The sequence below is a fragment of the Cellulomonas sp. KH9 genome, from assembly GCF_900114185.1.
Taxonomy (GTDB): domain Bacteria; phylum Actinomycetota; class Actinomycetes; order Actinomycetales; family Cellulomonadaceae; genus Cellulomonas.
In genome coordinates this window covers 250508-265508 of record NZ_FOSE01000004.1, presented here as the reverse complement: position 1 = coordinate 265508, position 15001 = coordinate 250508, and the positions used below count along the sequence as shown (strand labels likewise).

At 69.9% G+C, this 15001-nt stretch carries 35 protein-coding genes; 34 read left to right on the top strand and 1 reads right to left on the bottom strand.

Features of this window, described 5'->3' with window-relative positions:
- Nucleotides 1-517: 517 nt before the first annotated feature.
- Nucleotides 518-1054, bottom strand: coding sequence for a hypothetical protein (locus BMZ16_RS19010; RefSeq protein WP_143082850.1), 537 nt, complete (start codon nt 1052-1054; stop codon nt 518-520).
- 332 nt (nt 1055-1386) lie between these two features.
- Between BMZ16_RS19010 and BMZ16_RS14190 the strand changes: the two genes are divergently transcribed.
- The 34 genes from BMZ16_RS14190 (at nt 1387) to BMZ16_RS14045 (ending at nt 14932) form a co-directional block, all read left to right on the top strand.
- Entirely contained in the window at nt 1387-1620 is a 234-nt protein-coding gene (locus BMZ16_RS14190) for a helix-turn-helix domain-containing protein (RefSeq protein ID WP_177199720.1), read from the top strand.
- Nucleotides 1617-1883, top strand: a complete 267-nt coding sequence (locus tag BMZ16_RS14185; RefSeq protein WP_089801594.1) for a hypothetical protein — start codon at nt 1617-1619, stop codon at nt 1881-1883. The genes BMZ16_RS14190 and BMZ16_RS14185 overlap by 4 nt, the downstream gene beginning before the upstream one ends.
- A complete protein-coding gene (locus BMZ16_RS14180; RefSeq protein WP_089801592.1) occupies nt 1880-2323 on the top strand; it encodes a hypothetical protein in 444 nt (147 codons plus the stop codon). The genes BMZ16_RS14185 and BMZ16_RS14180 overlap by 4 nt, the downstream gene beginning before the upstream one ends.
- The gene (locus BMZ16_RS19375) at nt 2320-2475 is read left to right on the top strand and encodes a hypothetical protein (protein ID WP_177199719.1); all 156 of its coding nucleotides are present in this window, start codon (nt 2320-2322) and stop codon (nt 2473-2475) included. Before BMZ16_RS14180 ends, BMZ16_RS19375 begins: the two co-directional genes overlap by 4 nt.
- Complete coding sequence (locus tag BMZ16_RS14175) at nt 2472-2717, top strand: helix-turn-helix domain-containing protein (protein WP_089801590.1); 246 nt, start codon at nt 2472-2474, stop codon at nt 2715-2717. Before BMZ16_RS19375 ends, BMZ16_RS14175 begins: the two co-directional genes overlap by 4 nt.
- A gap of 72 nt (nt 2718-2789) precedes the next feature.
- Nucleotides 2790-3110 carry a hypothetical protein gene (locus tag BMZ16_RS14170; RefSeq protein WP_089801588.1) on the top strand — a complete coding sequence of 107 codons (321 nt, stop codon included), beginning with the start codon at nt 2790-2792 and terminating at the stop codon, nt 3108-3110.
- Nucleotides 3107-3379: a hypothetical protein gene (locus BMZ16_RS14165; protein WP_089801586.1), complete on the top strand. Its 273-nt coding sequence runs from the start codon at nt 3107-3109 to the stop codon at nt 3377-3379. Before BMZ16_RS14170 ends, BMZ16_RS14165 begins: the two co-directional genes overlap by 4 nt.
- Nucleotides 3376-3669 carry a hypothetical protein gene (locus BMZ16_RS14160; RefSeq protein WP_089801583.1) on the top strand — a complete coding sequence of 98 codons (294 nt, stop codon included), beginning with the start codon at nt 3376-3378 and terminating at the stop codon, nt 3667-3669. The genes BMZ16_RS14165 and BMZ16_RS14160 overlap by 4 nt, the downstream gene beginning before the upstream one ends.
- Nucleotides 3666-3839 carry a hypothetical protein gene (locus BMZ16_RS19370; protein ID WP_177199718.1) on the top strand — a complete coding sequence of 58 codons (174 nt, stop codon included), beginning with the start codon at nt 3666-3668 and terminating at the stop codon, nt 3837-3839. The genes BMZ16_RS14160 and BMZ16_RS19370 overlap by 4 nt, the downstream gene beginning before the upstream one ends.
- Nucleotides 3836-4291: a hypothetical protein gene (locus BMZ16_RS14155; protein WP_089801582.1), complete on the top strand. Its 456-nt coding sequence runs from the start codon at nt 3836-3838 to the stop codon at nt 4289-4291. The genes BMZ16_RS19370 and BMZ16_RS14155 overlap by 4 nt, the downstream gene beginning before the upstream one ends.
- Nucleotides 4288-4644 carry a hypothetical protein gene (locus tag BMZ16_RS19005; protein WP_143082848.1) on the top strand — a complete coding sequence of 119 codons (357 nt, stop codon included), beginning with the start codon at nt 4288-4290 and terminating at the stop codon, nt 4642-4644. The genes BMZ16_RS14155 and BMZ16_RS19005 overlap by 4 nt, the downstream gene beginning before the upstream one ends.
- A complete protein-coding gene (locus BMZ16_RS14145; protein WP_089801578.1) occupies nt 4641-4832 on the top strand; it encodes a hypothetical protein in 192 nt (63 codons plus the stop codon). Before BMZ16_RS19005 ends, BMZ16_RS14145 begins: the two co-directional genes overlap by 4 nt.
- On the top strand, nt 4829-5053 hold the full coding sequence (locus BMZ16_RS14140; protein WP_089801576.1) for a hypothetical protein: 225 nt from the start codon (nt 4829-4831) through the stop codon (nt 5051-5053). Before BMZ16_RS14145 ends, BMZ16_RS14140 begins: the two co-directional genes overlap by 4 nt.
- Nucleotides 5050-5382, top strand: a complete 333-nt coding sequence (locus BMZ16_RS14135; protein ID WP_089801573.1) for a hypothetical protein — start codon at nt 5050-5052, stop codon at nt 5380-5382. Before BMZ16_RS14140 ends, BMZ16_RS14135 begins: the two co-directional genes overlap by 4 nt.
- A 166-nt stretch (nt 5383-5548) precedes the next feature.
- Nucleotides 5549-5812, top strand: coding sequence for a hypothetical protein (locus BMZ16_RS14130; RefSeq protein ID WP_089801571.1), 264 nt, complete (start codon nt 5549-5551; stop codon nt 5810-5812).
- Nucleotides 5809-6099: a hypothetical protein gene (locus BMZ16_RS14125; protein ID WP_089801570.1), complete on the top strand. Its 291-nt coding sequence runs from the start codon at nt 5809-5811 to the stop codon at nt 6097-6099. The genes BMZ16_RS14130 and BMZ16_RS14125 overlap by 4 nt, the downstream gene beginning before the upstream one ends.
- Nucleotides 6100-6229: 130 nt before the next feature.
- Entirely contained in the window at nt 6230-6379 is a 150-nt protein-coding gene (locus BMZ16_RS19365; protein WP_177199717.1) for a hypothetical protein, read from the top strand.
- On the top strand, nt 6376-7209 hold the full coding sequence (locus BMZ16_RS14115) for a PD-(D/E)XK nuclease-like domain-containing protein (protein WP_089801566.1): 834 nt from the start codon (nt 6376-6378) through the stop codon (nt 7207-7209). The genes BMZ16_RS19365 and BMZ16_RS14115 overlap by 4 nt, the downstream gene beginning before the upstream one ends.
- A 3-nt stretch (nt 7210-7212) precedes the next feature.
- On the top strand, nt 7213-7761 hold the full coding sequence (locus BMZ16_RS14110; protein WP_089801564.1) for a hypothetical protein: 549 nt from the start codon (nt 7213-7215) through the stop codon (nt 7759-7761).
- 565 nt (nt 7762-8326) lie between these two features.
- Entirely contained in the window at nt 8327-8932 is a 606-nt protein-coding gene (locus BMZ16_RS14100; RefSeq protein ID WP_089801561.1) for a VUT family protein, read from the top strand.
- A gap of 4 nt (nt 8933-8936) precedes the next feature.
- Nucleotides 8937-9527: a hypothetical protein gene (locus tag BMZ16_RS14095; protein WP_089802118.1), complete on the top strand. Its 591-nt coding sequence runs from the start codon at nt 8937-8939 to the stop codon at nt 9525-9527.
- Nucleotides 9524-9682 carry a hypothetical protein gene (locus BMZ16_RS19360; protein ID WP_177199716.1) on the top strand — a complete coding sequence of 53 codons (159 nt, stop codon included), beginning with the start codon at nt 9524-9526 and terminating at the stop codon, nt 9680-9682. The genes BMZ16_RS14095 and BMZ16_RS19360 overlap by 4 nt, the downstream gene beginning before the upstream one ends.
- Nucleotides 9679-10233, top strand: coding sequence for a WhiB family transcriptional regulator (locus BMZ16_RS14090; protein ID WP_089801559.1), 555 nt, complete (start codon nt 9679-9681; stop codon nt 10231-10233). Before BMZ16_RS19360 ends, BMZ16_RS14090 begins: the two co-directional genes overlap by 4 nt.
- Entirely contained in the window at nt 10230-10502 is a 273-nt protein-coding gene (locus BMZ16_RS14085) for a hypothetical protein (RefSeq protein ID WP_089801557.1), read from the top strand. Before BMZ16_RS14090 ends, BMZ16_RS14085 begins: the two co-directional genes overlap by 4 nt.
- Nucleotides 10499-10933, top strand: coding sequence for a single-stranded DNA-binding protein (locus BMZ16_RS14080; RefSeq protein WP_089801555.1), 435 nt, complete (start codon nt 10499-10501; stop codon nt 10931-10933). Before BMZ16_RS14085 ends, BMZ16_RS14080 begins: the two co-directional genes overlap by 4 nt.
- Complete coding sequence (locus BMZ16_RS14075; RefSeq protein ID WP_089801553.1) at nt 10933-11121, top strand: hypothetical protein; 189 nt, start codon at nt 10933-10935, stop codon at nt 11119-11121. Before BMZ16_RS14080 ends, BMZ16_RS14075 begins: the two co-directional genes overlap by 1 nt.
- Nucleotides 11118-11495 (top strand): NERD domain-containing protein, encoded by a 378-nt coding sequence (locus BMZ16_RS14070; protein WP_089801552.1) that lies wholly within the window; start codon nt 11118-11120, stop codon nt 11493-11495. Before BMZ16_RS14075 ends, BMZ16_RS14070 begins: the two co-directional genes overlap by 4 nt.
- Entirely contained in the window at nt 11495-11827 is a 333-nt protein-coding gene (locus tag BMZ16_RS14065; RefSeq protein ID WP_089801550.1) for a hypothetical protein, read from the top strand. Before BMZ16_RS14070 ends, BMZ16_RS14065 begins: the two co-directional genes overlap by 1 nt.
- Nucleotides 11824-12384 (top strand): hypothetical protein, encoded by a 561-nt coding sequence (locus tag BMZ16_RS19000; RefSeq protein WP_143082847.1) that lies wholly within the window; start codon nt 11824-11826, stop codon nt 12382-12384. The genes BMZ16_RS14065 and BMZ16_RS19000 overlap by 4 nt, the downstream gene beginning before the upstream one ends.
- The gene (locus BMZ16_RS18995) at nt 12384-12827 is read left to right on the top strand and encodes a hypothetical protein (RefSeq protein ID WP_143082846.1); all 444 of its coding nucleotides are present in this window, start codon (nt 12384-12386) and stop codon (nt 12825-12827) included. Before BMZ16_RS19000 ends, BMZ16_RS18995 begins: the two co-directional genes overlap by 1 nt.
- On the top strand, nt 12824-13216 hold the full coding sequence (locus BMZ16_RS14060; protein ID WP_089801548.1) for a hypothetical protein: 393 nt from the start codon (nt 12824-12826) through the stop codon (nt 13214-13216). The genes BMZ16_RS18995 and BMZ16_RS14060 overlap by 4 nt, the downstream gene beginning before the upstream one ends.
- Nucleotides 13213-13815 (top strand): hypothetical protein, encoded by a 603-nt coding sequence (locus BMZ16_RS14055; protein ID WP_089801546.1) that lies wholly within the window; start codon nt 13213-13215, stop codon nt 13813-13815. Before BMZ16_RS14060 ends, BMZ16_RS14055 begins: the two co-directional genes overlap by 4 nt.
- Nucleotides 13812-14042 (top strand): hypothetical protein, encoded by a 231-nt coding sequence (locus tag BMZ16_RS14050; RefSeq protein WP_089801544.1) that lies wholly within the window; start codon nt 13812-13814, stop codon nt 14040-14042. The genes BMZ16_RS14055 and BMZ16_RS14050 overlap by 4 nt, the downstream gene beginning before the upstream one ends.
- Before the next feature lie 197 nt (nt 14043-14239).
- Complete coding sequence (locus tag BMZ16_RS14045; RefSeq protein WP_089801543.1) at nt 14240-14932, top strand: hypothetical protein; 693 nt, start codon at nt 14240-14242, stop codon at nt 14930-14932.
- Nucleotides 14933-15001 lie beyond the last annotated feature (69 nt).

Sequence of the window (15001 nt, the reverse complement as noted above, 5' to 3'; positions counted from 1 at the left end):
CCTCGGGGTGTGTCCACGGGGATCAATGTTCGATCCCCGTGGACGTTCTCCCAGGTCAGGAGCCTACTGCTATGGGGTGGCTAACGGGACTTGAAAGAGAGACCCGCTGTGGATACAGGACACACGCTACCAGCGTAGATACCTGGTCAGAGGCACTTTCTGGTCCCGCGAGCCAAAGGGGTCTGACCCCCGATTTCGGAGTATCGGCGTGTCCGTGGACACGGTGTGCACATGCGGGCCTAGGCGTGCCCACGGCGAGCACGCTCTCGGCTCCCCCGGCTGCGCTCCGGGCGTTCATGGCAAGCCCTTACCACCAGCGGGTGAAACGACTCACCACTTCGACCCACTCTCAGCCCGTTTCGACCGAATCGGAGCCCTGGCCACTGTCGGACGTTTGACTCATAGTGAGGCGCACTACACGCCCGGGGGAGGACGACAGTGGGAGACCAGCTCTTGCTCAGCGCACTAGGGGTGACCGTGGTGGAGGTCCCCGACCTCGACGTAGAGGTCTGCTACATCAGCGACCGGCACGTCGGCCTGATCCGCGCCGGCCTGCCCGAGGCGGCTCTTCGTCGGGCGTACGACTGGCTGCTACGGGTCGCGTCTGAGGCGGCGTGACACTCGTACTCACGACGCCGATCGGGGCGGCACCTATGGGGGCGGGGTGCTCAGCATTGCCCATCACGTCCTCTCGAGGCTCGGCCGCCTGGTGTAGCGCAAGCATCTGCTGAGCAACGTCCTCGATCGCCCGACGAGCTGGTGCGGGCAGGGCCCCCGCTCCCGGGATGGTCAGCGCACCCGGCGTAGCGCCGTAGTGCACCTCGATCCCGAGCGAACGGCAGGCGGCCGAGACGACATCCGTCACGGTGACACCGAGGCCGCGTGCGAGGGCTTCGATCGTCGCCGGCCCGGGGAAGGTCTTCATCTCCCCGGTGGCGAGTTGCTGCAGACGCTCCGCTGTGGGCTTGCCGCCGGCCGCCCGGGAGATCTGGTCGTAGGACCGGTCTCCCTTGGCGTCGGCGATCAGTGCCGCCAGGTCGGGTGCGTTCATCACGGCCTCATCGTGTTGGCGGATCCGGGCAGCGGTCTAGCCCTCGCATGTTAGGCACTGCCTAACGATGTTTGGCGTGTTTGAGCACCCTCGCGCCTAACGTGACCCCCGCCACACTGGCCCTGGACCGCATGGCCAAGCCCAGGATCTACCCCGCTTCCGCAAACTGCCCCTTGCGCTGGTGCCTAAGTACCGCTTACCTTTCTACCTAGCGGCGCTTGACGCCGACGCCTAAGGAGGGTTTGATGGGTACTACAGCGACGGCACCCCGCAGGGTCGTCACGATGCGCAGGAGGTGGCCGGTGGGTACGCGGCACAAGCTCGTTTCGGTTGACATGCTCGTGAAGCGGATGGAGGCCAAGAGCTTCTCGGCCCGGCGGCTCGCCCGCTACGCCGAGTGCGTCCCGGGGACCATCGACAACCTGATCGCCGGCCGAACCCAGTCCCTCAACAAGGGGCGCACGGCCGAGCTCATCTGCGAGGCGCTCGACGTCCCCATGGACCTCTTCTTCGTGCCCGAGAAGACAAGCACCGCTGGGCAGACCAACAAGCAGAAGGTGGCGGCATGAGCGACATCGACCTGACCGAGGCGGTGGACGCGGCAGCTGCCGGGGTGCTCAACCGGCAGGTGGTTTCCGACAAGGGGCAGCCGCTCTCGGCGCGGGCCTACGCGCACGCCGCAGTCACCGCCGCCCTCCCCCACATCGCCCGCCAGGTCCGCGAGCAGGTGGCGGATGAGATCAAGACCGCATCCAAGACGCTCGAGTACGACGACGACGAGGCGCGAGTGCTGCACATCGCCGCCCGCATCGCCCGGGGTGAGCAGCTGTGACCGCCACCAAGCCCGGCGACCAGATCGTCGACCCCGACGGCCGCGTCGGCACTGTGCTCTCGGTCCGCCCGCTCACCGACCTCATCGAGGAGAACCGGGCGTGGCTCCGGGGTCTGTACGAGGTCATCCGTGAGCAGGACGAGATCGACGCCGTCGCACGCGACTGGCGACGCAGGAACGACCGCGAGCACATCCGGCAGGCGATCAACACCGTCGCCCGCGAGAACGCCGGGCACGTGCACATCGCCGACATCCGCCCACTGCTCCCGGGGCACATCGACCCGCACCAGCCCGGCGCCTACATCTGCGCGCAGGTCCGCATGGGTCGCCTCATCCCCACCGGCCAGTACCGCCCCAACGGGCAGCACAAGTCCCGCAACCGCACCAAGCCCGCGCAGGTGTACCGCCTCGCGGCACCGATCCCCGAGGAGGAGTCGTGAGCGTGAAGACCTGGGACGTGCTGGACCGGGAAACGGGCGACGTCATCTCGCCCGGGCTGTCGGCGGGCCCGTCGGAGTGGCCTTCCGGAGCGGCGCTCCGCAGCTACGAGGTCGCCTACTGCCGCGAGACCGGCGAGGTGGTCTACCGATGACCACGCTCTCCGCCTCCGCAGTTGCCGAGGAGCTGCACCTCTCGCGCGCCACGACCGTCGACTACCTGCGCGCCGGCCGCATCCCCGGCGGGTACCAGCCCGTCGAGGGCGGCAGGTGGCTCGTGGACGAGACCGCCTTCCGGGCATGGCAGGCCGAGCGTCGCGCCGCCGTGGACCCGCACAGGATCGAGCCGAGGTCGGCCCGCTCCAAGGCAGCGCAGCAGCGCCGCCGCACCGCCTGACCCAGCACAGCAGCAAGCCCCGGTCCGCTCATGCCAGAACGCCGGGGCTCACCACTCACAGAGGAGTATCCCATGGCCACCCTGAACGGCTTCATCGGCGGCATCGCCCCCGCCGACCTCCGGATCAACCGCATGACCCTGTCGCCGCGCGACGACGCCTTCGGGGCCGTGCACCTCGTCGTCGCGAACCTCGACCTCTACCTCACGACGGACGCCGCGACGAGCCTGCGCGACCGGCTGACGGCCATCCTCGCCGAGGAGGACACGCGCCACGTCGTCGTCGACTCCGACACCGGCGAGACCCTGACCCCGCCCGTCGAGCTCGACGACGCGACGGCCCTCGTCGCCGCGACCACCGGACGCAACGTGCGCGTGCAGGCGGTGACCCGATGATCACCACCGTCGCCGTCGCCCGGCCGATCCCCCGTCGCCGCGACCTCCCCCGTTCCCAGCGCGTCGCCCCGATGACCGTCACCACCATGACGCTCGAGGCCACCGCCCGTGCACTCGCCCCGCAGCCCGACTCGCCGGCAACCGCGATCGTCCTGCACCTCAACACGACGCACGCCGCGGCCAGCGGTCGTCACGCCGCACCCCTCACCCGCCACACCCGCGGCCTCAACACCGCCGCCCTGCGCGAGATGGGCGAGGTGACCCGATGATCCCCCGCCTCCTCCGCCGCTTCCGTGACCGCATCGACGCCTGGCTGTACGCGCACTCGACACATGCCCCCGCCGGCCACACATCCCTGCTCGACGAGCTCGACGGTGTGCGTCCGATGGGTGAGGTCCCGCCGCTGACCGACGCCCAGGCAGCACGCCTCATGGCCGACATCCTCAGCCCCCCGTTCGCGGACTGGGAGGAGACCCGCGCCGAGGCCGACGCCGAGCTCGACAACCCGTGGAACCCGAACGACGAGGCCACGGCACGCGCGATGGGCGTCCTCCTGTGACCCGCCCCCTCGCCACCGCCATGTCCCTGACCGCACTCGCCGCCGTGGCGCTGCTGGTCATGCAGATCGCACGCCCCGACCTCGTGATGACGGGTGCCGTGATCGTCCCGTGGCTGCTGCTGGCCACGTTCGTGCTCGTGCTGGCTGGGATGACGGAGGAGGAGAGATGAGCGACCGAGAGGCGTCTGCACCCTGCGCCCACTACGACGGCTCCGAGGTGGTGATGGGCCTCCTCGGCCACGGCTACGACCCGCCTCGCGCGTTCGTCCGGATCGGCGCGGGTGAGGACGGCCTGGTCAACCCGACCGTCGCTGACCTCCTCCGCGCGGTGGCCGAGGCGTTCGACGTCAAGGTCGTCCCCGCCGACGCCATCGTCATCGAGGCGGTCGAGGTGGAGGCGGCCTCCCTGGGCCTCATCACCAACAGTCTCACCGCCGAGAAGGCCCGCGAGCTGGCCGTGAGGTATCTCGCCCTGGCTGAGTACCTGCGCGCCAACCCGCCCGTGGACCGCGCCGCCGTCGCCTCCCTCATCCAGGCGTTCGCCGAGGCGGGTGCTCGCATCGAGGGCGCCACGTTCGAGGACCTCGTGCAGGCCGGCGTCCGCGTGGAGGTGACCCCGTGACCGCCCGCGACGTCATCTCCCAGGCCCTCGCGCTGTCGGAGGCGGCGAGCAAGGCACCGTGGCACCACGAGCCCTACGGCGGGCAGAACCAGAACGGCGACCACTCCGGCGGCCACGTCTTCGACGCGGACGGTGAGTACGTGGTCCCCGAGGTGTGTGACGTCGACGGCGCGCTGATCGCCGCCGCCCGCACCCTCCTCCCCGCGCTCGCGAAGGCACTCGGGGACGTGCTGGACCTGGCGGACGCTGCCGACTTCTCCGCGTCCATGGACTACGACCAGGACTGCGGCCTCGTGCATGCACACCACCTCCGCGAGGACATCACCGCCGCCCTGTCGGAGGTGACCCCGTGACCACCACCATCCCCGCCCTCGTCCACCTCGACCAGGCAGACCAGGCACTCACCGCACTCATGGCCTGGCGCGCGGTGGACATCGAGCACGGATCCCACAGCGACACCGGATGGATGGCACTCATGACCCTGCGCGACGCCGCAGACCGCATCGCCGAGCTGAGTGAGCGACCAGGAGGTGCGGCATGAGGTACCGCCACACCTGCCACCTGTGCCGCCAGCACGTCGCCCTGGCTGGCCTCGAGGAGGTCGCGCCGGCGCTGTTCGAGTGCATCACCTGCCGCGCCGACCAGCGTGCACGAGACGCCGCACGGGACGCGCAGGTCAACGCGCTGAAGGGCGCACCCATCGACGAGGACACCCGCCGCCTGCTGGGCACGTGGCGACTGATGAAGGGAAGTGCGGCATGAGTGAGCACCCGAACCCCCCGCTCCCGCCCCTGACGGCTGAGGACTTCGACTCCGGCAGCGGGTACACCTTCCGCGGCCTTCCGATCATCGAGGACGAAGACGGCACCTACGTCTACACGCACGGGCACGTCGACCCCGAGACGTTCGCTGCCGCGGTGGACGACTACGACCGCGAGGTCGCGGGGTGGCTCGACGACCCGTGCGACGCCGACGGCGTCGACCACATGTACGCGGTCACGCTCGCCGGCCCGCCCGAGTGGTGGATGTCGTGGAACGGCGTCACCGCCGAGACCCCCGGCGCGTTCCCGATCACGGTGGTGACCCGATGACCAACCCCACCTCCCCAGCCACCATCGCCCGCGCCGACGAGCGCCGGCACACCACCCGCGACGCACAGGTCAACGCACTGCGCGGCGCACCCATCCACCAGACAGACCGCACCCTCCTCAACACGTGGCGGGCACGGATGACACGACAGAAGCACGGAGGACTCTCATGGTGAACGAGAAGGCACCCCGCCTCACGGTCGCCCAGCGCACCGCCCTCACCCTCGTCAGCCAGGGCAAGGTCTACGGGAGGTGGCCGATTGGCCCGGGTCCGATGAAGTGGATGCACGAGGGCCACTGGCCGCCGCTGCGCGCGCAGCCCTACGAGGCGCTTCGCCGTGCTGGGCTCATCGCCGTTGGCTCAGCAGGTTGGGGCGCGAAGCGGGCCACGGTGGTACTGACCGACGCCGGCAAGGAGGCGGTGACCCCGTGACCGACCTCATCACCCGACCAGACGACGACATCGAGGACGAGTCCCTCGCCGACCACATCATCGACGACCTGATCGCGGGCGACCTCGTCTACTACGAGCCGCTGTCCGGGCAGCACTGGACGAACGACATGCCAGGGCTGGTCGAGCGCGTGGCCGAGCTGGATCGCAAGCGGCAGGCCGAGGGTCTGTGGTCCCTCGTCAACGCGGCTCGGGCGCGCGGCGAGGCCACCTACGCAGCCGGGATCGCGCTGGCGGCTGCGGTCGTCGAGAGCGGGGGTGCGGCATGAGCCTCTACCCGCACAACGAGCAGGACTGCCACGGCTCCCGCTGCCCCGACTGCGGCTGCTGCATGCACTCGAAGGCATGCAACGCGGGCGGCTGCTGGGACCGCGACTGCGGCTGCTACGGGAGGCCGGCGTGACCACCATCCCCGCCACCCCCGAGTGGCAGAACATCCCCGCACCCGGACTCACCCGCTGGCAGACCGACGCACGAGACATCGACCGCGGGATGCGGTGGCACGACGAGATGCAGGACGCGGCCAGGGACGAGAGGGGGGCGGCATGAGCGTCATGACCAAGCGCGACGGGCTGGTGCTGTCCATGCCCGAGCAGGAGTACCACTCCGGCCCCGAGCTGTCGTCCACCGGAGCCAAGACCCTCCTGCGCGCACCCGCCCTGTACCAGTGGCAGCAGGAGCACCCCTGGCACTCCGACGCCTTCGACCTCGGCAGCGTCGTCCACGGCCTCGTGCTCGGCACCGGATGGCCCGTCGTGGTCGTCGAGGCTGACTCATGGCGCGGGAAGGCGGCACAGGAGGAGCGGCGTGCGGCACGAGACGCCGGGCAGATCGCCATCCTCCTGGCCGACTACGAGCGGGCGATCGCGATGGCCGATGCCGTCGCGAACCACCCCATCGCCGGACCCCTGTTCACGGGCGACGGGCAGTCCGAGGTGTCGGCGTTCTGGACCGACGAGGCCACGGGCGTCCGATGCCGCGCACGGTTCGACCGGCTCAACCCCGGGCAGATCGTCGACCTCAAGACCGCCGCCGACGCCAACCCCTCCGGCTTCGGACGGGCGGTCGCGTCCTTCGGGTACGACCTCTCGACCGACTGGTACCGCGAGGCGCACGAGGCAGTCACCGGCGAGCGGCCCGAGTTCCTGCACGTGGTCGTCGAGAAGAACGCACCGCACCTCGTCTCCGTGATCCAGCTCGACGAGGAAGCCCTCCACATCGGCGCACTCAAGGCCGCCCGTGCCCGCGAGATCTACGCCGAATGCACCAGGACCGGGCAGTGGCCCGGCTACGACCCAACCGTCATCCACCCCGTCGGTCTGCCCCAGTGGGCGATCTACGAGGCGGAGGACGACTACGACGACCAGATGGTGGTGTGACAGATGGACCTCACGCAGACGATCGCCCCGCGGTCGGACCAGATCAACGCCGATGACCTCATCGGTGGCCCCGTGACCGTGACCGTCGAGCGCGTCACCGCCGGAGCAGCAGAGCAGCCCATCGACGTGCACCTTGTCGAGTCCCCCGGCCGCGCGTACCGACCCTCCAAGTCGATGAGGCGGGTGTTGGTCATCGCCTGGGGCAAGGAGTCGGACGCCTACGTCGGCCGGCGGATGACCCTCTACCGCGACCCCGAGGTCCGGTTCGGGGCGGACAAGGTGGGTGGCGTCAAGATCAGTCACCTCTCGGACATCGACAGGCCGCTGACGATGATGCTCACCGCGACCCGGGGGAAGCGGGCGGCACACGTCGTCAAGCCGCTCACCGAGTCGGCGCCCACCCCCGCCCTCGACATCGCCACCTGCACGGACCAGGAGGCGCTGCGACTGGCGTACCAGACCGCAGACGCCGCGACTCGGGAGCGCATCAAGGCGCGCAAGGCCGAGCTCGACGCGGCGGCCGAGACGCTGCCGATCGAGGGCGACCAGTGAGACCCCGCGTCACCCGCGCCCACTCCACCGTCCGCGGCACCGGCTGGTGCGTCATCTACGACGACACCGAACTCGGCATCCGACGCCTCACCTGGACCGCCTCATGGGACGCCGCCATGCGCCGGGCCAACCGGATCGCACGCAGGCAGAACCGTGACTGACACATCCACAGGCCCACATCCCCAATGTGGATCTGGGCCTGTGGAAGTCGACTGCGACCCCCTCTGCCAGCTCCACCCCACCCGCGGGCACGTCAGCACCTGCCCGCACAGCACGAAGGAGCCGACGTGAGCCCCTGGCGAGTCACGAAGAGGCCGGAGCGCGAGCTCGCCCCGGGGGTCACGGTCCACGTCTCGTCGGCAGAGGTGTCCCACCCGCCCCGCCTCAAGCCCGAGTGGTGCGGCGACGGAGAGCTGCCGGCACGACCCCCCGATCGCATCCCGCTCAACCTGCCGGTCCTCGGCAGGCGCACCACCACCCACTAACCCACACGCCCGGCTGCGGATCTCCCGCCAAGAAGTCCCCGCAGCCGGGCGCCGCCTCCACTCAGGAAGGAACTCGCGCCATGAGCACGAGCCGTACGAAGGTACCCACTGCACGACCAGGGCGACCAGAGCGCCGCCCAATCGCCGGCGCAGCCGCTGCAGCCGCCTTCGTCGCCACGACCGTTGTGGCGAACTACCTGACAACCCGCCTCGGGTTCGTCCCCGTCGGGTTCGGCCTCAGCGCCACCGCGGGGACCTTCGCGGCCGGGGCGGCGCTCGCCCTGCGAGATGTGACGCAAGACTCGCTCGGTCGCCGCGGGGTGCTCGCAGTGGTCGTCGCCGGCGCCGGGCTGTCGTTCCTCCTCGCGGACCCGTTCATCGCGCTCGCCTCCGCCGCAGCGTTCCTCCTGTCGGAGCTCGCAGACTTCGCCGTCTACACGCCCCTACGCCGCCGCTCGCGGCTCGGTGACCGCCGGTGGGCTGCAGCTGTCATCGCATCGAACGTCGTTGGCGCAGTCGTCGACACCGTGGTCTTCCTGACCGTCGCCTTCGGCGCCGCTGCGGTCCTGCCGGCTACCCCCGGTCAACTCGTGGGCAAGGCGTGGGCCACCGTCGCCTTCCTCGCGGTCGGGTGGGCGGTGAGCCGTGCGGTACTTCGGGAATCCGTCCACGCAGAGCGTGCGTGACGCCATGAACTCCGGACTCATCAACATGATCGCCACACCCAAACAGGGCAACCCGATCCCCCCCGGTGCCGCGTGGTGCGCCGACAACGGATGCTTCGGCAAGGGGTACCCCGGCGACGACGCGTGGTTCGCCTGGTTGCAGGCATTCACCCCTGAGCAGCGTGGGCGGTGCCTCTTCGCGGTCGCTCCGGACGTAGTCGGGGACGCCGTGGCGACGCTCGCCCGCTCGGCACCGTGGCTCGCGCGCATTCGCAGCCTCGGATACCCCGCCGCGTTCGTCGCACAGAACGGGCTCGAGAACCTCGCCGTCCCCTGGGACGACTTCGACGTCCTGTTCATCGGCGGCGACACCGCATGGAAACTCGGGCGCCACGCCCGAGCCCTTATCGCTGAGGCGAAGAGCCGAGGCAAGTGGGTCCACATGGGTCGGGTCAACTCCGAGCGCCGACTCCGCTACGCCTCCGCGGTCGGCTGCGACTCCGCTGACGGCACCTACATCGCATTCGGACCAGATCAGAACCTGCCGAACGTCCTCGCCTGGCTGCGAGGCGTCAACGGGTCGTCCCCCCTCTTCACCGTCGGAGGTGCCGCATGACCACCCTCAACCTCCACCTCGAGCTCCTCGACTCCCTGCACCCTCACCCCACCACCCGCCGCGAGATCGCCACCGTCACCGCACTCGTCGGCCGGTACGCGACCGACATGGACGACGAGCGCGAGCTGCTGGGGATGCTGGGGGCGGCGGCATGATCTCCCTCCCCACCATCCCCGCCTGGGTCGAGAACGCCGCGTGCGCCAGCAACGACCCCGAGCTGTGGCAGATCAAGAAGGACACGCCCACCAGGGCCGAGCGCAAGACGGTCGAGTACGCCAAGGCCATCTGCGCCGACTGCCCCGTGCGACTCCTGTGCCTCGAGGACGCCATCGAGCGCGGCGAGCAGCACGGCATCTGGGGCGGCCTCACCCCCGCCGAGCGTCACACGATGACGGCCGGCCACGCCGAGCGCCCCGACCACGGGGACCTCGCCGGGTACAAGCGGCACATCAGCCAGGGCACCCCGACATGCGAGCCATGCAGGGCCGCCAACGCCGCCTACCAGCGAGAGAAGCGCGCCAAGAACGGCAGGACGCCGCGACCCCGCAAGACACCCGTGCGCAGGCTCGCGCCCATCAGCCACGGCACCCACAGCGGCTACGTCCAGCACACCAAGCGCGGAGAGGTCGTCTGCCAGCGGTGCCTCGACGCCGAAGCGCAGTACGGGCGTGAGCGTCGAGCGCGAGCCAAGCAGGTGGCGTCATGAACACCCGCACGCAGCGCCTCGACGAGCTCGTCCAGGCCCGCTCCCGCATCGACGCGCAGATCCGCCGACTCGCACCGGCCACCGAGATCCCGTCCGTCGACCCGTTCGCCCACGCCTCCACACGACGCCTCGCCGCCCTCGCAGTCCACATGGTCCAGCGCGGCATGACCCACCACGAGATCGCGGGCGCACTCCACATCACCCGCGAAACCGCATCAGCCCTCATCGCCGGCCGTGTCGCCGCCACCACCCCCAGGAGCAACGCATGACCACCATCACCATCGTCGGCAACCTCACCAGCGACCCCGAGCTGCGCTTCACCCCCAACGGTGCGGCCGTCACGAACTTCACCGTGGCCGTGAACCGGCGCAAGTTCGACCGCCAGGCCAACGAGTGGAAGGACGCCGGCACCGACTTCTACCGGTGCTCCGTGTGGCGTGAGGCCGCCGAGCACGTCGCCGAGTCCCTGACCAAGGGCACGGAGGTCATCGTCGCCGGCGACCTGACGTCCCGGGAGTACGAGACCCGCGAGGGCGAGAAGCGCACCGTGTGGGAGGTCGCCGCCGAGCACGTCGGCCCCTCACTGCGACGCGCCACAGCCAAGGTCACGCGCGCTGGGATGGGCGTCGGGCGACCCGCCCCCATGGCCGACGACCCGTGGGCTGCGACGTCCACCCGCAACGACGAGCCGCCGTTCTGATGGCCGCCGACATCGACAAGCTCGCCCGGGAGTTCCGCGCCGCCCAGGCCGTCCGCGAGCTTGACCGCATCATCCGCGGCGTCAAGGTCTGCGGCTGCGGCAAGGAGTACGCGCCCACCGCGGACGGGCGACGGGTGCACCAGATGACGCTCGAGCACATGCCCAGCGAGCCCAAGGAGGCGTCGTGACCCGCAACCGAGCCTCCGCCAAGGCCGCCGGGTCCCGCTTCGAGCGGTCCGTGGCCGACTACCTCGCACTCGTGCTCGACGACGACCGCATCGACCGTCGCGTCAAGACCGGCGCGAAGGACAGGGGCGACATCGCCGGCCTGCGCCACCGGGGCCGACGACTCGTCATCGAGGTCAAGGACGTGACGCGCGTCGACCTGTCCGGGTGGGTGCGTGAGGCCCACATCGAGGCAGGCAACGACGACGCACTCGCCGGGCTCGTGGTGCACAAGCGCCGCGGGACCACCAACCCGGCCGACCAGTACGTCACATGCACCCTCGGGGATCTCGTGGCGCTGCTGACCGGTGACCGACCAGTGCTCGGGGAGGCGTGATGTCCGACCTCCTGGACCTCCTGGCCGAGCTCGAGCAGCCGCCCATGCGCGGTCCGTGGCCGCACTTCGTCAACAGCGTGGCGGCTCACGGCATCGTCTCGATGGACCCGCCGACCGTCCGCTGCGACGGGTGCGGGCGCGAGTCCACCCACCCGACGTCGATCCACATGGCCGTCATCGGCGGCGGCATGTACTTCAACCCGAAGCGCGTCGCCTCGCTCGTGAACCCGGACCGCCGGCGCCTCTGCAAGACATGTGCGTGGGACGAGTGGCCCGAGACGCGGGTCGACGACTACGGACGGTCGCTCCCTCGCCCGGAGGTGACCGCATGACGTGGTTCAAGGTCGACGACCGCCTCTGGGGCCACCCGAAGTGGCTCGCAACGCCGATCCGCGCCCGCGCCCTGTGGGCAACTGCGGGGTCGTGGTCGGCCGGCATGGGTACCGATGGACGCATCCCCAGGCACGTCATTGCGGTCTTCGGACACAACACCAAGGACGCCTCTGCCCTGGTCGAGTCGGGCCTGTGGCGCGAGGTCAAGGACGGGTGGCGATTCCACGGCTGGGAGGAGTTCCAGCCCGACGCAGCGTCCGAGAAGGCGCGTCGCAACGCAGCTTCCGACGGCGGCGCGATGGGCAATCACGTGCGCTGGCACGTGGCCCGGAACATCTCTGTTCCGTCGTGCGGATTCTGCTCCGGAGACATCGCCCCCGAATCGGGGGGCGATCGGGGGGGCGATTCGCCCCCGAATCCTCCCGACCCGACCCGACCCGATACCCGATCCGATGTGGTCGTCTCGCCTTCCGTAGTTGGAGATGGAGACCAATCCCAAATCGTCCAGTTCCGTACGCGCGAGACCCGATCGCTTGGACTTGGAGGCAACGCCTGATGCTCTCCCGAACCGAGATCGAACGACTCGCACAGGCGGCACACGCACTGCGCCCCGACTGGCCCATCAAGTCCCTGTGCACCTGGCTCATGGCCGACCACGCCTCACGCGCCTACCGGGACGTCGCCGTCGCACTGGCCTACATCGCAACCGACACCGCCACTGTCACGCCGAAGCGCATGAACGAGATGGGCCCCTGGTGGTCGGCCGTCAAGCTCGCCGGCTCGGACGCCACGGCCCTGCACTTCGCCCGATGCGAGGAGCCGGGCCACGGCTCCTACCCCGCCCACAACTGCGGCGCCTGCCGAGCCGAAGACCTCGAGGCCGACACCGCCACCGCACCACCTGCCACACCAGACCCGGCGCGGGCCGAGGTCTCCACCCGCGGCGCAGACCTTGCCCGCGCAGCCATCGCAGCAGCACGAGGACAGGAGAAGTCATGAGCGCCACGCACACCGTCACCGCCGATTTCGGCCGCGACGGCTGGCCCATCTACACGTTCAACTGCCACGCCCCGGCCGAGTCCCCCTGCCATGCGGTCTACGACTGCGGCTGCGACGACGGCTGGGCCGACGAGACCGTGGTCGACGGCGTCCCGTCGCACCGCCCGATGTACGACGACGAGGGCACGCGCCATGCCGGCCACCTCAACACCCAGGCGTGCAACCTCCGCGACTGGTTCGAGAACAGCGACGAGGTGCTGCGCGGCGCCTACACGTTCCCCGTGACGCCCGACTGGCAGGGCGACCACGTCCTGTTCCACGCGGTCGACGAGCACCCCCGCCCCCAGGTCGAGACGTTCGACCTCGACACGAAGGAGAACGACCGATGACCGAGATCACGACCGTCGAGGAGCTGGACGCGCTGCCCGTGGGGAGCGTGGTGCTGGACGCGATCGGCGACGCTTGGCAGCGCGGAGACAGTGACGACCACTGGTGGTGCCCGGCGAATCCGTTCCTGTCGGAGTGCCCGGCGGAGGACGTGCTGGAGGTGGGCGAGGGGGGCGCGAGGCTCCTCTACCGCCCCAACACCCCCGCCCCGCCCGTCGAGGACCGGGCTGACGACGGGGTGTGGGCGGCGAACCTGCAGGCGTTCATCGACGAGATGCACGCCGAGCCGATCCGACGCGCCGTGGCTGACGACCTGGACCCGGCCGCCGTCGAGAGGGCACTTGTCGCGTGGTTCGACTGGTCCGGCGGCGACCACACGGCCGTCGCGCCGCACGTCATGGAGCGCAACCGGCCGCGCATGGCCGCCGCTCTCGCCGCTGCTGGCCCGCGCCCGGACCCGACCGCCGTGGAGAGGGCGGCGGCACGGGCGTGGGACGAGGGGTTCACGCGTGGGTTCTACGCGGCCCAGGTGATGCCCCTTGACGCCGACGCCAGCGAGTCGACCATCCCCAACCCGTACGAGCAGGAGGGCGACCGATGAACACCCTCGACGCGCTCGACGCCGCACTCCGCGCCCACATGGCCGAAGAGCACCCCGGACAGCTCGTCATTGGATGGGCACTAGTCACCTCCATCACCGACGAGAACGACGACGTCAACCAGTACGACAACGTGACGCCCGAAGGACAGCCCGCACACCACACCGTCGGCCTGTACCGCATCGGCATCGACAACGTGCTGACCCATGGCAGGGATGAGGACCAGTGAGCATCACCACCCGTGCGTGAGCATGGGGTGTGAAGTGAAGTGATGTGAAGCGCCGAACGGGGCCGGGCGAATGACCCGACCCCGTTCGGCGTCACCATGTGGATATCCCACAAGGAACACTCGATGTAAACCGGGAAACAGGGGGTGGGGATTGTAGAATGTGCACACGTCTACTGGACCCGCCACCGGAGGATGTTGTGAGCACGCTCGACCAGATCGACACCGCCATTCGGCGCGGACACCCATCCGTCCTCGCGCGCTACGACATCCTCGCCATTGTCGACATGTGGCCCGAGCTGACCGCGCGCGTTGCTGCCGGAGGTGGCGCGAAGGACTCGAGCGGCATCGCCAGCCCCACGAAGGTCGCTCCCCTGCCTGTGCGGGTGGATGTCGTCGATGTCGTGTCCGAGGTCGATCAGTGGGCCACGTTCCTCGCCCGTGCGCTCATGGAAGAGACCGACTGGGAGCCGCAGGGGACGAGCACGCCGGCGCTGCTGCGGCAGATCGCCCAGCGAGTCGGGCACTTCACCGAGCACGAGGACGAGATGCTGGCCCTCGCGTTCTGTGACGACGCTGAGCGGCTGCGGGCCCTCGTGCTCAAGACTGCGCGGCCCAGCGGGCGGCGGAGCATCCGCATCGGGGCGAAGTGCTGGGAGCACGGGACGAGTGACCTTGGTGAGCGGGTGGCGTGCCGTGGGAACCTCACGGTGCTGGCCGACCCTGAGCGGGCGAACGTGGTCCCGGATGTGGTGTGCGACCAGGACTCGGCGCACCGGATCGATCCGACGACGTGGCAGCGGGCGTGGCGCAGGACGGGTGACGCCGTGGGTGCGGTGCGGTTGGTGGCGCGGTGGCACGCAGAGTTGGTTGACATGAGCGCTTCGGCTTGACAAGATGCCACTAGGTTGGACCAGTTCCAACGACAGGCTCGGTCTCTACGGAGGTCGGGCCTTCGTCGT

Bases quoted from the DNA above. Each gene is read 5' to 3' on its own strand.
- BMZ16_RS14140 (WP_089801576.1), top strand. From the start codon at position 4,829: ATGAGGTACCGCCACACCTGCCACCTGTGCCGCCAGCACGTCGCCCTG.
- BMZ16_RS14190 (WP_177199720.1), top strand. From the start codon at position 1,387: ATGCTCGTGAAGCGGATGGAGGCCAAGAGCTTCTCGGCCCGGCGGCTC.
- BMZ16_RS14085 (WP_089801557.1), top strand. From the start codon at position 10,230: ATGAACACCCGCACGCAGCGCCTCGACGAGCTCGTCCAGGCCCGCTCC.
- BMZ16_RS14135 (WP_089801573.1), top strand. From the start codon at position 5,050: ATGAGTGAGCACCCGAACCCCCCGCTCCCGCCCCTGACGGCTGAGGAC.
- BMZ16_RS14095 (WP_089802118.1), top strand. From the start codon at position 8,937: ATGAACTCCGGACTCATCAACATGATCGCCACACCCAAACAGGGCAAC.
- BMZ16_RS14160 (WP_089801583.1), top strand. From the start codon at position 3,376: ATGATCCCCCGCCTCCTCCGCCGCTTCCGTGACCGCATCGACGCCTGG.
- BMZ16_RS14115 (WP_089801566.1), top strand. From the start codon at position 6,376: ATGAGCGTCATGACCAAGCGCGACGGGCTGGTGCTGTCCATGCCCGAG.
- BMZ16_RS14075 (WP_089801553.1), top strand. From the start codon at position 10,933: ATGGCCGCCGACATCGACAAGCTCGCCCGGGAGTTCCGCGCCGCCCAG.
- BMZ16_RS14170 (WP_089801588.1), top strand. From the start codon at position 2,790: ATGGCCACCCTGAACGGCTTCATCGGCGGCATCGCCCCCGCCGACCTC.
- BMZ16_RS14090 (WP_089801559.1), top strand. From the start codon at position 9,679: ATGATCTCCCTCCCCACCATCCCCGCCTGGGTCGAGAACGCCGCGTGC.
- BMZ16_RS14165 (WP_089801586.1), top strand. From the start codon at position 3,107: ATGATCACCACCGTCGCCGTCGCCCGGCCGATCCCCCGTCGCCGCGAC.
- BMZ16_RS14155 (WP_089801582.1), top strand. From the start codon at position 3,836: ATGAGCGACCGAGAGGCGTCTGCACCCTGCGCCCACTACGACGGCTCC.
- BMZ16_RS18995 (WP_143082846.1), top strand. From the start codon at position 12,384: ATGCTCTCCCGAACCGAGATCGAACGACTCGCACAGGCGGCACACGCA.
- BMZ16_RS14175 (WP_089801590.1), top strand. From the start codon at position 2,472: ATGACCACGCTCTCCGCCTCCGCAGTTGCCGAGGAGCTGCACCTCTCG.
- BMZ16_RS14065 (WP_089801550.1), top strand. From the start codon at position 11,495: ATGTCCGACCTCCTGGACCTCCTGGCCGAGCTCGAGCAGCCGCCCATG.
- BMZ16_RS14100 (WP_089801561.1), top strand. From the start codon at position 8,327: ATGAGCACGAGCCGTACGAAGGTACCCACTGCACGACCAGGGCGACCA.
- BMZ16_RS19000 (WP_143082847.1), top strand. From the start codon at position 11,824: ATGACGTGGTTCAAGGTCGACGACCGCCTCTGGGGCCACCCGAAGTGG.
- BMZ16_RS14185 (WP_089801594.1), top strand. From the start codon at position 1,617: ATGAGCGACATCGACCTGACCGAGGCGGTGGACGCGGCAGCTGCCGGG.
- BMZ16_RS14050 (WP_089801544.1), top strand. From the start codon at position 13,812: ATGAACACCCTCGACGCGCTCGACGCCGCACTCCGCGCCCACATGGCC.
- BMZ16_RS14080 (WP_089801555.1), top strand. From the start codon at position 10,499: ATGACCACCATCACCATCGTCGGCAACCTCACCAGCGACCCCGAGCTG.
- BMZ16_RS14130 (WP_089801571.1), top strand. From the start codon at position 5,549: ATGGTGAACGAGAAGGCACCCCGCCTCACGGTCGCCCAGCGCACCGCC.
- BMZ16_RS19360 (WP_177199716.1), top strand. From the start codon at position 9,524: ATGACCACCCTCAACCTCCACCTCGAGCTCCTCGACTCCCTGCACCCT.
- BMZ16_RS14060 (WP_089801548.1), top strand. From the start codon at position 12,824: ATGAGCGCCACGCACACCGTCACCGCCGATTTCGGCCGCGACGGCTGG.
- BMZ16_RS14055 (WP_089801546.1), top strand. From the start codon at position 13,213: ATGACCGAGATCACGACCGTCGAGGAGCTGGACGCGCTGCCCGTGGGG.
- BMZ16_RS14110 (WP_089801564.1), top strand. From the start codon at position 7,213: ATGGACCTCACGCAGACGATCGCCCCGCGGTCGGACCAGATCAACGCC.